Origin of the sequence: Corynebacterium sp. Marseille-P4611 (assembly GCF_916618765.1) — a bacterium.
Classification (GTDB): Bacteria; Actinomycetota; Actinomycetes; order Mycobacteriales; family Mycobacteriaceae; genus Corynebacterium; species Corynebacterium marquesiae.
Genome location: NZ_CAKAKD010000001.1, coordinates 2,264,083 through 2,277,210, shown reverse-complemented (window position 1 = coordinate 2,277,210; position 13,128 = coordinate 2,264,083). Strand labels below are relative to the sequence as shown.

Annotated in this window: 9 protein-coding genes; 5 read left to right on the top strand and 4 right to left on the bottom strand. The window is 60.0% G+C overall.

What is annotated here, in order from left to right:
• Nucleotides 1–160: 160 nt before the first annotated feature.
• Complete coding sequence (locus LG376_RS10870; protein WP_225747125.1) at nt 161–1,837, top strand: urocanate hydratase; 1,677 nt, start codon at nt 161–163, stop codon at nt 1,835–1,837.
• Entirely contained in the window at nt 1,838–3,007 is a 1,170-nt protein-coding gene (gene hutI / locus LG376_RS10865; protein ID WP_225747124.1) for an imidazolonepropionase, read from the top strand.
• On the opposite strand, the gene LG376_RS10860 is transcribed toward hutI, so the two are convergent.
• Nucleotides 3,004–3,636: a hypothetical protein gene (locus LG376_RS10860; protein ID WP_225747123.1), complete on the bottom strand. Its 633-nt coding sequence runs from the start codon at nt 3,634–3,636 to the stop codon at nt 3,004–3,006. The two genes, hutI and LG376_RS10860, sit on opposite strands and share 4 nt — an antisense overlap.
• Before the next feature lie 355 nt (nt 3,637–3,991).
• On the opposite strand from LG376_RS10860, the gene LG376_RS10855 reads away from it, so the two are divergent.
• Entirely contained in the window at nt 3,992–5,851 is a 1,860-nt protein-coding gene (locus LG376_RS10855) for a DEAD/DEAH box helicase (RefSeq protein ID WP_225747122.1), read from the top strand.
• A 148-nt stretch (nt 5,852–5,999) separates the two neighbouring features.
• The gene (locus tag LG376_RS10850) at nt 6,000–7,226 is read left to right on the top strand and encodes an HNH endonuclease signature motif containing protein (protein ID WP_225747121.1); all 1,227 of its coding nucleotides are present in this window, start codon (nt 6,000–6,002) and stop codon (nt 7,224–7,226) included.
• A gap of 20 nt (nt 7,227–7,246) precedes the next feature.
• Here the strand turns inward: LG376_RS10850 and LG376_RS10845 are convergent, their stop codons facing one another.
• Genes LG376_RS10845 through putP form a run of 3 tightly spaced genes read right to left on the bottom strand, consistent with a single transcriptional unit; the run spans nt 7,247 to nt 9,922 of the window.
• Nucleotides 7,247–7,696 (bottom strand): DUF2269 domain-containing protein, encoded by a 450-nt coding sequence (locus LG376_RS10845; protein WP_198492865.1) that lies wholly within the window; start codon nt 7,694–7,696, stop codon nt 7,247–7,249.
• A 44-nt stretch (nt 7,697–7,740) separates the two neighbouring features.
• A complete protein-coding gene (locus LG376_RS10840) occupies nt 7,741–8,319 on the bottom strand; it encodes an HNH endonuclease family protein (RefSeq protein ID WP_225747120.1) in 579 nt (192 codons plus the stop codon).
• Nucleotides 8,320–8,356: 37 nt separating this feature from the next.
• Nucleotides 8,357–9,922 carry a sodium/proline symporter PutP gene (putP, locus tag LG376_RS10835; RefSeq protein WP_049378346.1) on the bottom strand — a complete coding sequence of 522 codons (1,566 nt, stop codon included), beginning with the start codon at nt 9,920–9,922 and terminating at the stop codon, nt 8,357–8,359.
• A 167-nt stretch (nt 9,923–10,089) separates the two neighbouring features.
• Between putP and LG376_RS10830 the strand changes: the two genes are divergently transcribed.
• Nucleotides 10,090–13,125 (top strand): DEAD/DEAH box helicase, encoded by a 3,036-nt coding sequence (locus LG376_RS10830; protein ID WP_225747391.1) that lies wholly within the window; start codon nt 10,090–10,092, stop codon nt 13,123–13,125.
• Nucleotides 13,126–13,128: the final 3 nt, after the last annotated feature.

Genomic DNA, 13,128 nt, shown 5'->3' with positions numbered 1-13,128 from the left:
TGTCTCATATACGAGACAGTTAGGGCTTATGTGTCATGGTACACAGAGCTGCGTCACAGTACCTTATGACATGTGACGCCGAGCAAGTCCTCGGGGACAGCCCCGGGAAACCGGCCTAGGGGGCTTGGGAGGGTGTCGAAAAGCACGACGAAAGGAAGCCATGTCTCAACCACGCGAAGTACGCGCGCCGCGCGGAACCGAATTTTCCGCCAAGTCTTGGCAGACCGAAGCGCCCTTGCGCATGCTCATGAATAACCTCGACCCCGAGGTTGCAGAGCGCCCCGAGGACCTCGTGGTCTACGGCGGCACCGGCCGTGCAGCGCGCAGCTGGGAAGCTTTTGATGCCATCGTAGAATCCCTTAAGGACCTGGAATCTGATGAAACCCTGCTGGTGCAGTCCGGCAAGCCGGTGGGCATCTGGAAGACCAATGAGTGGGCACCGCGTGTACTTATTGCTAACTCCAACCTGGTAGGAGACTGGGCTAACTGGGAGCACTTCCGAAAGCTCGAGGACGAGGGCCTGATGATGTACGGCCAGATGACGGCCGGCTCTTGGATCTACATCGCCACCCAGGGCATCCTGCAGGGCACCTTCGAGACCTTCGCGGCCGTGGCTAAGAAGCGCTTTGGCGGCAGCCTGGCCGGTACTTTCACCCTGACCGGTGGCTGCGGTGGCATGGGCGGCGCACAGCCGCTGTCTGTCACCCTCAACGGCGGCGCCTGCCTCATCGCGGACGTGGACGAGACTCGTCTCAAGCGCCGCCAGCATAAGCGCTACCTCGATGAGGTGGTCACCGACCTCGATGAGGCCCTCAAGCTGGTCCTGGATGCCAAGGAAAACAAGAAGGCCCTGTCCGTCGGCCTGGTAGGCAACGCCGCCGAGGTCTTCCCAGAGGTCCTGCGCCGCCAGCGCGCCGGGGAATTTACCGTCGACATCGTCACGGACCAGACCTCCGCACACGACCCGCTGTCCTACCTGCCTTCTGAAATCACCGTGGAGGACTGGCATAACGAGGCCAAGGCAGACCCAACCACCTTTACCAAGAAGGCCCGCGAATCCATGGCCGCTCAGGTCCAGGCTATGGTCGAGTTCCAGGATGAGGGCGCCGAGGTCTTTGACTACGGCAACTCCATCCGCGATGAGGCTCGCAAGGCCGGCTACCAGCGTGCCTTCGAGTTCCCTGGCTTCGTTCCGGCCTATATCCGCCCGCTCTTCTGCGAGGGCCTAGGCCCCTTCCGCTGGGCCGCGCTCTCCGGCGACCCAGAGGACATCAAGGTCACCGACCAGGCGCTCAAGGAGCTTTTCCCAGACAACGAGCACCTGCACAACTGGCTCGATGCCGCCGAGGAGTATGTCGAGTTCGAGGGCCTGCCGGCACGCATTTGCTGGCTGGGCTACAACGAGCGCCACAAGGCCGGCCTGCTCTTCAACGACCTTGTGCGCGAGGGCAAGATCAAGGCGCCGATCGTCATCGGCCGCGATCACCTGGATTCTGGCTCCGTGGCATCCCCATACCGCGAAACCGAGGCCATGCTCGATGGCACCGATGCCGTGGCTGACTGGCCGCTGCTCAATGCCATGACCGCCGTATCTTCCGGCGCTACCTGGGTTTCCCTCCACCACGGCGGTGGCGTGGGCATGGGCCGCTCCATCCACGCAGGCCAGGTCACTGTTGCAGACGGCACCGAGCTCGCCGCGGCCAAGCTGCGCGCGGTGCTCACCAATGACCCGGGTATGGGCGTTATCCGCCACGTCGATTCCGGCTACACTCGCGCGAAGGAGGTCGCCGATGAGCGCGGCGTCCGCATTCCAATGGAATTCAAGGCAAGGGACTAGATGAGCACACTTTTTACCGGCATTTCAGAACTCCGTACGGTCAGCGAGCGCGGCACGCTTAACGACGCCGCAATTATCGCCCAATCCGGCACCATCGCCTGGGTCGGCCCAGCCTCCGAAGCGCCGGCGGCCGACGAAAAGGTGGACCTGGGCGGCCGCGCCGTCCTGCCTGGCTGGGTAGATTCGCACACCCACATGGTCTTTGACGGTGACCGCTCCGCCGAATTCGAGGCCCGCATCTCCGGCGGTTCCTATGAGGCAGGCGGCATCGCGGTGACCATGGACGCCACCCGTCAGGCCGGCACCGACCGCCTGGACAAGCTGGTGGCGGACCGCGTAGCCGCCGGCCGCCGCGGTGGCACCACCACCTTCGAGACCAAGACCGGCTACGGCCTTAACACCGAGTCCGAGGTGGAGGCCGCCAAGGTAGCCTCCCGCCACGTCGATGACGTGACCTTCTTAGGTGCGCACCTGGTCCCGCCAGGAGCGGACGCGGAGGAGTATCTCGATGAGGTCGTTGGCCCCATGCTCGAAGGCGTTGCTCCCTATGTGCAGTGGATCGACGTCTTCTGTGAGCGCGGTGCCTTCAACGAGGAACAATCCCGCCGCGTGCTGAAAGCCGGTAAGAAGTTGGGCCTGGGCCTGCGCGTGCACGGCAACCAGCTGGGCGAGGGCCCAGGCGTGGCCCTAGCCGTCGAACTGGGCGCCGCCTCGGTAGACCACGTCAACCACTTGAGCGACGAGGATGTCGAGCTGCTGGCCAGTTCCGCTACCGTAGCCACCATGCTGCCGGCCTGTGACCTGTCGACTCGCGAGCCGCTCGCCCCAGGCCGCAAGCTTCTCGACGCCGGCGCCACCCTCGCCATTGCCTCCAACCTCAACCCCGGCACGTCCTATACCTCCTCGATGAACTACTGCGTGACCACCGCGGTCCTGCAGCAACATCTCTCCGTCGATGAGGCCATTCACGCCGCCACCACCGGTGGGGCGACCGCCCTGCGCCGCCACAACGTTGGCAATGGCCTCGACCCGCAGGGCCGTCCCGCCAAGGGCACCATCGTGGAGGGCGCCGCCGCGGACCTGCACGTGCTCGACGCCCCTAGCGCCGTGCACTTGGCCTACCGCCCAGGCATGCCACTGAGCTACCGCACCTTTATCGCCGGAGCCTAGCGCTCCTCTAGAAAGGTCGCCGCTATCTGATATAGTCGGCGGCCTTTTTCTTTTGTCATATGCAGCCACGCGTCTTTTTTGCCGATAAAGACCGCCCGTGATCCATCCGGATCTTCTACCATAAAGAGGGTTTCTTCGTCTTGTGCACCATGAACAGTCCATGACTCTGGGTCGTAGAGGCGACGGAAGCGCCCTAGCTCCATCTCTACGTCCGTGCGGGTGATAGCCGGTGGCCGGTAGGGGAGGTTATCGGGGCCGTAGTCCTTTCGCGGTCCTTTTCTTTCTCCGCGCTCAAAGTCGCTATAGACCTCGCTCACCTGGGCGCGCACCAGCCCATTTTTGTCCTCCGTGGATTCTATGCGCAGGCATAAAGGGTGCCGAGGCCGTGAAGTAAAGCAGGAGTATAGGCGGCCTACCTTAGGCTTATCGACAGCACTAAAAGTCACAAACTTGCCACGAGATGCCAAATCAAACTCCACCGGAAAGTAAGTAGTTTTCTCGTTGTCCACCACGCTGCCGAGGCTGAGAAGTTTTGGACGTGCGGCGTATTCAGTGCGGTGAAAGCGCACTGGATCTAGCTCCACCACATAAAACTCAAAATTGTCCTCCACCTTAGTTATGCGAAACACGGGGTTTAGGTGAAAGCGGCGGTCTGTAATGTGTAGAAACTCGCCATGCTGTGGCCGACGGCTGCACCTAGTGGGGTAGATCAGGCCCGTAGACAGCGAGGACAGATAAAGGTCTACCGGAGGGTCCAGTTCCGTGCTGAACCCTGGATACGAACTTAGCTTGGCACGGATACGTGCTTGGTCGTAAAGGAACCGTGGGCGTGGATGAGACATGAACTGCACCTTAGAAGAAGGACGCGACGTCACGCTTCGGTGTTTTCGAACTGCTTCGAACATTGCAGGAAAGCTGGGCTAGGAAAGCCGAGGAGCTGCGCAATGGAGTTTGTGGCTGCAATCGCGTAGGGTTGGTGAAGCAATGAGCATTACCGATAACGCCACCGGCGGCGTCAACGAGCCGGAAGATTTTAATAAGTCGGAATCTCAGGACAACTCGCAAGGTGTCACCAAGGACACGAGGGCTGCGAATACTTCTGAGGACACCGGCGCTGAGTCTCAAGATTCAGCCAACGACAACTCCCAGGGGTTCGCGCATCTTGGCCTGCCAGAGAAAGTTCTAGAGGCTGTTGCGAAAGTAGGCTTCACCAAGCCGTCCCCCATTCAGGAAGAAACCATCCCGATCTTGATGGAAGGCCGCGACGTCGTCGGCCTCGCCCAGACCGGTACCGGCAAAACCGCAGCCTTCGCGCTGCCGGTTCTGTCGCAGATTGACACCAAGGCCCGCCATCCGCAGGCACTCGTGCTCGCCCCAACCCGCGAGCTGGCCCTGCAGGTGGCGGACTCCTTCCAATCCTTCGCCGAGTCTCTCAAGGGCGTCGAGGTGCTGCCTATCTACGGCGGCCAAGCCTATGGCATTCAGCTATCCGGTCTGCGCCGCGGTGCGCAGGTCATCGTGGGTACCCCGGGGCGCGTCATCGACCACCTAGAGAAGGGCTCGCTGGACCTGTCCCAGCTGCAGTTCCTCGTCCTCGATGAGGCCGATGAGATGCTGAACATGGGCTTCCAGGAAGACGTCGAGCGCATCTTGGAGGACACCCCGGACCGCAAGCAGGTGGCGCTTTTCTCGGCCACCATGCCGAACGCTATCCGGCGCCTCTCTAAGCAGTACCTCGATAACCCCGCCGAGGTTACGGTGAAGTCCGAGCGCCGCACCAATGACAACATTACGCAGCGCTTCCTCCTCATTCCGCACCGCGCGAAGATGGATGCCTTCACCCGCATCCTTGAGGTCATCAATTACGACGCCATTATCGTCTTTTGCCGCACCAAGCACGAGACCGAAGAGGTAGCCCAGACCCTGCGTGACCGCGGTTTCAGCGCCGCCGCCATCAACGGCGATATTGCGCAGGCGCAGCGTGAGCGCACCGTCGATCAGCTCAAGGATGGCCGCCTAGACATCCTCGTGGCTACCGACGTCGCCGCCCGTGGCCTCGACGTCGAGCGCATCACGCACGTGGTCAACTTCGATATCCCGAACGATACCGAGTCCTACGTGCACCGCATCGGCCGCACCGGCCGCGCGGGCCGCTCCGGCGAAGCCATCCTGTTCGTCACCCCGCGCGAGCGTCGCATGCTGCGCTCCATCGAGCGTGTGACCAACGCCCGTCTGGAAGAGATGGACCTGCCGTCCGTCGATGAAGTCAATGAAAAGCGCAAGGAAAAGTTCGCGCAGTCCATTACCAACTCCATGGACAATAAGCAGGCGGACTTCTTCCGCACCCTGGTGCGCAAGTACTCCGAGGACAATAACGCGGCCATGGATGACATTGCCGCGGCCCTCGCTGTCATGCTTCAAGGCGGCAAGAACTTCCTAATGGAAGACAAGCCCCTGCCGAAGCCGAAGCGCGACCGCGACCGCCGCGACGATCGCAAGCGCGATTTCAAGGGCGGCGGCAAGGGCCGTAGTCCTAAGCGGCCAGACGGAGACTTTGAGACGTACCGACTGGACGTCGGCAAGCGGCAAAATGTGCGCCCGGGAGCCATCGTGGGTGCTATTGCCAACGAGGGTGGCCTGTCTGCCAAGGACTTCGGCCGCATCACCATCGCGGTGGGCCATACCCTGGTTGACCTGCCAAAGAACCTTGACCCGGCAGTACTGGACCGACTGAAGGATACCCGCATTTCCGGCCAGCTGATCAAGATTCAAAAGGACACCGGCCGCCCGCCACGCCGTGATCACGGCGGCGGACGCAAGCGCGGTGGACGCTGGCGCGATTAGCAATTTCGACTCAATGGGCCTCTGCGGAGGCCCATTTTTTCGTGCCTTTTGACCTGCGGTTTTACTATAAACGGGGGTAGGGTGTCGGAGGGGTTTTGTATACTGAAAGCGCAAACATGTTCTAGAGAAACTTCTGCGGGGGAAGTCCATGAATGCGCCCTACTTTGCCAATACCAATCCAGAAAATTCCACCTCACAAGCAGCTACAGACATCCGCAAGGCCGAATACCTCCTATGGAAGCGCCTGCATCCAGACCCGGATGACGATATCGAAATAATTAGCCAATCACTGTCGGATCTCACCGGAACGCGGCAGTCCCGAATTAGAAATATTATTTTCGCCTTTGAGCGATTACAGGAGCTGCCGCGCCTTAAAGCCCGGCAGGAAGAGCTTTACCACTTAGATTTAGACCGGTTAATTACTATTGACCAATCGCTGTCCAAGTTGGGCGAGATTGGCACCGAACAATGCCTGCTTATCGACGCCGAATTAACCACCTACCTCACCCCCAAACGCCCCAACCAAAAACTACCGTCCCATCGCAACCTGCGACGAAAGCTGCGGGAGCTCATTGTCCGCCTTGATCCGACCATCGCCGCACGCGACCCGCGGCGCAAAGAGACTTATCACCTGGAGCCCACGGGCGGGGAGTGGGCCGCTGTTTGTCTCGACGTGGGCCTAGAGACTGCCGAAATCATTGACCGAAATATTCGCGGTGTGGCTGCGGAGAAGGACATTCCTTTGGCGCAAGCGGCGGTCGAGTTGCTTATTGGTGCGGCTGAGGCCAAGGCAAAAGTGGTGCTCAATATGTACCGCTGCGACCTGCCGGATGCTCCTGCTTTCGTCCAAAACCTGGGTTGGGTTTCGCCGGAGGTTGCGGATGACATGCAAGCGCGCGCCACGACCGTGCGCGACATGGAGAAGGCTGCAGAAGACGAAAGTGGAAACTACGTCACGCCGCCGCATATCCGCGCCTTTGTGGAAGGGCTCGATGGAACCTGCCGGTGGCCTGGATGTACGCGACCGGCGATGGCTTCCCAGATGGACCATCGGCATGACTTTGCTGACGGAGGACCTACTTCGGCGGCGAACTTGACTTGTCTGTGTCAACATCACCACAACATCAAGACTGATGGGCGGGCATTTTATATCAAGGACCCGATCAGCGGGGATGTCGTCTGGCTCTTTGAGGATTCCACTTGGGTCTATGACGAAGCCAGCGGACCGCTTGCACCGAAGAACCGGAGGTGGGCGCAGACTGTGGCACAGGCGACGCGGCGGCGTCGGCAGAATGCGCACGAAGATGCGCAGCAGTTGAAAGAAGAGCTAGAAAACGAAGAAAGGGACAGTGAAGACACTGTCCCAGAGGAGTAAATGGCTTTCTAAAAGGCCACTTAGAAGTTGACGTACATCAGGATGAGGCAGATGATCCACAGGAGGTTGAATACGCCGCCGAATGCGGACAGCGGCTTCTTTGCTGCCGCGTAGTCGAAGGATTCAGTGGACTCGAGGGCGGCCATTGCCTTCTTCTGCTTCGGCAGAATGACGAAGAAGAGCAGGCACCATGCGACGATGGCTACCAAGATGGCGATGTGGAAGTTCACTTCGGACTTGTAGGCGTCGATATCGGAAAGGAATACGCCGAGGCCCAGGATAGGCACGATGGCGGAGATGTAGCCGTAGGTATTGGTGATGTTGTGTAGAACGCGGGCGGAGCCAAGGGCTGCTTGGTCACCTTGTGCTGCCTTCGCCATTTGGGTCTGGTAGGAGGAAGTGGATACACACACCGGGCCAATCAAGAGGATGGCCGCGGCCACGTGGAGGAATACAAGGAAAGAAGTCATTGAAAGAACCCTTCAATCGCGGAAAGTTGCCACGTCAACCCTAATCAATTTCCAGTCAGGAGGGCTAACCGACATTGCCTTTGCATCGCGCGTACATCCTTGGAGGGTAGAGGAAGGGAGTACTTGCGGGCGATGTCGGCGAGGCGGCGCGAGTAGTCGCAACGGTTGGCCGGGGGAAGCCATTCCGCAGGGAGGGAATCTGACTTTTCTTGGTTGAGCTCACGGCTGGTGGCTACGAGGTTGAGCGGATCGTTGCCAAAACGGACCTTGGTTTCGCGGTCCCACTCGGAAGCACCCATGTCATAGGCTGCGGAGAGGGGAAAAATGTGGTCGATCTCAATAGGGGAGGTAGCAGGAATAGTGGTGCCACTGTAGGGGTCATAGAGAGTTCCGCTACGGGCATGGCAGCCGTGGAGGGGATCGCTGGACTGGCTTTCTAGAATGACCTCACGGGTGGTACAGGCACCGTGGGGCTGCCAAATGCCGAATTCTTCGCGGTCGTAGCCGGTGGCCTCGGGACGGGAGGGAAGCGTGGTGACGTCAAAACGTGGAAAAGGCCACGCATACCATGCGCCGATAAGGACGGTGACGCATGATAGCGCGGCCAGGTAATAGGACTTCATGTCCTATTGGACTGCGCGGAGTCCGCGTTGGTTCCGACTATTTATCGGTGACCTTCTCTGCTGCTTCCTCGAAGTCGAGGTTGGAGTTATTTTCCACGAGCTTGGCTAGCTTGGTGGACTCTTCAAATTCGGCCACAACCTCTGGCTTAGGCTCTTTGGTGAGCTTGGCGACAATAACTGCCACGATGAGGGCCAGGAAGAAGCCTGGGACGATTTCATAGAGGACGTCGGAAAGCGGAGACATACCCCAGCCAATAGCAACGATGGCACCGGTAAGCATGCCGGCAATGGCACCGGCGGAGTTGAGGCGCTTCCAGTACAGGGAGAGCAAGATGATCGGGCCGAAGGCAGAGCCGAAGCCTGCCCAAGCGAATCCAACCAGACCCAAAATGGAGTCAGATGGGTTGATTGCCAGCAGGGCGGCAATGACCGCGATAGCTACGATGGCGGTGCGGGAGAGGTTGATGAGGACCTGCTCGCCTGGCTTCTTCTTGGCAAAGATGAGGAAGAGGTCCTCGATGAGGGAAGTAGAGACGACGAGCATCTGGGACGACATGGTGGACATAATGGCGGCTAGAACCGCGGTCAGGACGAAGCCTGCGGGCAGTGGGTGCATCATGGCCTGCGCCATATCCAGGAAGATGGTTTCGAAGTTTTCCTGGTCGGTGATGCTGTGGCCGGTCTGGGTGAAGTAAACGGTGCCGGATAGGGCGACGAAGATAGCACCGATGACGGATAGTCCCATCCAAGTTACGCCGTAGAAGCGGCCTTGGCTGGCGTCGGAAGGCTTACGCAGCGCCATGAAGCGGACCACGATGTGCGGCTGGCCAAAGTATCCCAGGCCCCAAGCCAGGTTGCCGATGATGACGCCAGCGGAAACGCCCGCGAACATAGAGAAGTAGCTGTCATTTTCCACTACGCCATCGGTGCCGTAGGCATTATTGCCGGCGAAAGAGAAGATGGAGGCAGGATCGCTGAGAGAGACAATGGCCATAATCGGCACGATCATCAGGGCGACGAACATAAGAACGCCCTGGACGACGTCCGTATAAGACACCGCCAAAAAGCCACCGACGAAGGTGTAGAAGATGGTCACCGCAGCGATGACGAGCATGCCGGTGAGGTAGTCACCACCGAAGGTGGACTCGAAGTAGCGGCCACCGGAAACCATGCCCGAGGAGACGTAGAAGGTAAAGAAGAAGATAATGATGGCTGCGGAGATGATGCGCAGCAGGCGGGACTTATCGTGCAGGCGGTTTTCAAAGAAGGACGGCACGGTGATGGAGTTGGCCGCGATTTCTGAGTAAGAACGCAGGCGCGGTGCGACCCACTTCCAGTTAGCCCAGCAACCGACGAGCAGGCCGATGGCCATCCACAGCTCGGACATGCCGGAGAGAAAAAGCGCGCCAGGCAGGCCCATCAGTAGCCAGCCGGACATATCGGATGCGCCAGCAGAAAGAGCCGCTACGAATGGGTGCAGGCCACGGCCGCCCAAAACATAATCGTCATATTGATCGGTTTGTTTGTAGCTCCAATAGCCAATGGCTGCCATTGCGAGAAGATACACGATCATCGCAATGACGTACCAAGTTGAATCTTGCACGTTTTACTCCTTGTAGTGATCTGTAGGACATACCCACGTTAACGAGGTCACAAGGTTAACCCAAGCGAGAATACAGGTGTGGCGCATATCTCCCTATGGATTTTCTATCGTTCAACTGGGAAAAGGGGAGAACATAACGAGCATGTAACAAAATGGGAAGGGCTGCTATGCTGGCGGTTATGGCTTCTTACCTCGTGCATGGACTGTGGCTCCCCGTTACGGGACTTAGTCTATGGATTGAACAGGTAGAAGGGCACAAGATTGTCATGCCCAATGCCGTTCCTGAAGGCACCTTCCCGCCGGCGGTGGAGTCCATCTTGGGGAAGAAATCTTTCCGCAACCGAGCACGGGTATCGCTGCGCACGCCCAAGGGTAAGGATGTGTCGTTGATGGTGCCGATGGCAATGTTCGGCCCAGAAGAGGCCGTGGCGGCGCTTGCTCAAATGGAACACCTGAATCACAAGCCGCCCGCCACCATCGCGCCGGATCTCCAATGGCTGATCCATGCTTACAGCGGGCTGTGCAAGTTCGTGCGCGCCGGGCGCGTGACCTTCCGGCTTGCTTACCAAGCCAATGAATGGTTCCCCATGTGGCAGCTTGCCTCCGGCCTGGGCGAGCGCGGATGGCTTGCGGAGATGATGGCGGCTGCGCCGGGCATCTTGCACGTGAATAATCGGGCGCTATCGGATGATATGGCCGATGAGCTGACGCATTGGATTGCCTTCCACGAGCTGCGGCCCGTGGCGGAGGCACCGCGGCCGATGCCATGGCACGAATTCGCCCGCGCGTTGCTCGATACGCGGCCGATCCGGCGTGGACGCGCGCAGCTTTTGCGCGGGCTCAATGAGTGGAAGAATTCCATTTACGAGGTAGAACTCCAGCTGGTCTACATCGTGGAGGAACCGCTTGACGATGACCCGGATGCAGGCAAGTGGCCGGTGCGCGTGCGGGTACGCTCGGGCACGGATTCTCCGCGGCCGGTGTCGGCGCAGAGTTTGGATAGGGCGAGTGTGGAAAAGCTGCGCGAGGCCCACCGCAAAGCCGTGCGCATCGCACCCACGCTGGGGGAGACCGCGCAGCTGCCGCAGCCTGGCGACGGCGACTGGGACGTCTACCTTGAAACCCACCAGCTCACTCATTTTATTACCCACGAGGTGGATAAGCTCAAGGCCAGCGGCGTGACCGTCATGCTGCCCAAGGCGTGGGCGCAGATGGAGACTAAGGCCAAGCTGGAAACCCACGAGGCCCGCGATCCGGCCGAGGCCGCCACGAAGAAGCACATCGGCATGAATAAGCTGGTGGACTATAACTGGCGCATGTCCGTGGGCGATGTGGAGCTGACCGAGGAAGAGATGGAGGACTTGGTCAATTCCAAGTCCGGCCTCATCCAGCTGCGCGGCAAGTGGGTCATGGCCGATAAGCAGGTCGTTTCCCAAGTCTCCGGCTACATGGACGCGCTGAAACAGAAGTCCATCGCGCGCAAGAAGAAGGAACTTGAGCAGCTAGCTGCCTCCGCGGAAATGGCCAAGCAGCTCGACCAGCCAGGGTGGGAAGCCCTGATGGCGGACGTGGAGCGCCGGCGCCTGGAATTCAACGAGGGCGGCGAGGAGCACGAGCAGGTCACCGTGGCCGAACTGCGCGAGCTGGCGCTAGAGTCCATGACCCAAGAGCCCATCGAGTTCACCGGCAGCACCTGGCACACGGCGCTGCTCGGTGGGGTGGACAAGGTCGCCCCGGAACGCGTGGATATTCCCGCATCCGTACATGCGGAGCTGCGCGAGTACCAGCGCCGCGGCGTCGACTGGCTGTATTGGATGTCGCGCAGTGGCATTGGTGCCGTGCTTGCCGACGACATGGGCCTCGGCAAGACCCTCCAACTACTGTCCCTTCTCGCGGTAGAGAAGGACCGCGGTGAGCAGACTGGCCCCACGCTCGTGGTGGCACCAACGTCCGTGGTGGGCAACTGGGCCCGCGAGGTTCAGCGCTTCGTTCCAGATTTTAAGGTCATGGTGCAGCACGGCTCGAGCCGCCCGCGCGGCGAGGACTTTATTAAGAAGGCCGGCGAGTGCGACCTCGTCATCACCACCTATGGCACCGTGGGCCGCGACTTTAATGACATGGGCGAGGTGGGCTGGCAGCGCGTTGTCCTCGATGAGGCCCAGGCCATCAAGAACTCCGCGACCCGCTCGTCCAAGGCCGTGCGCTCGCTGCCCTCAGAACACCGCGTGGCGCTGACCGGCACCCCGGTGGAAAATCGACTCTCCGAGATGCGCTCCATCCTGGATTTTTGTAATCCCGGAGTGCTGGGCACCGCCTCGTTTTTCCGCAATCACTTTGCCAAGGCCATCGAGCGCAATAATGACGAGGAGATGTCCGAGCGCCTCCGCCAGCTCACCGCGCCGTTTATCCTCCGCCGCGTCAAGACGGACCCGAATATCATCGATGACTTGCCGGAAAAGTCCGAGCAGATCCTCACCGTATCCATGACCACCGAGCAGGCCGCCCTGTATAAGGCACTGGTCAACCAGGTAAAGAAGGACCTGCAGGAGGCTACGGGAATAAATAAGCGCGGTTTGGTGCTGGCCTCGCTAACCCGCATTAAGCAGATTTGTAATCACCCCGCGCACTACCTGGGCGATAACTCGCCGGTGACGCTGAAGGGCAAGCATCGCTCCGGCAAGGTCAAAGAGCTCATGCGCATCGTGGACGAGGCCACCGAATCCGGCGAGCGACTCCTCGTCTTTACCCAGTACAAGGCCTTTGGCGATATCCTGCAGCCCTATCTGAGTGACCAGCTGGGCCGCGAGATCCCCTTCCTCCACGGCGGGGTAACCAAGAATAAGCGCGACCAGATGGTGGAAGATTTCCAGTCCGAGGACGGCCCGCCGGCGATGCTCCTTTCGCTCAAAGCCGGCGGCACCGGCCTGAACCTGACGGCCGCCTCTATCGTCGTGCACATGGACCGCTGGTGGAATCCGGCGGTGGAAAACCAAGCGACGGACCGTGCCTTCCGCATTGGCCAGAGTCGCAATGTGCAGGTGTATAAGATGATCACCGCAGGTACGCTGGAGGAATCCATCCAGGATATCTTGGACGGTAAGACGCAGCTAGCCGGCGCCGTGGTGGGCGAAGGCGAGGGCTGGCTCACCGAGCTGGACCCAGATCAGCTGGCCGCACTCATGAGCTACCGGGGGAGGGAGTAATCC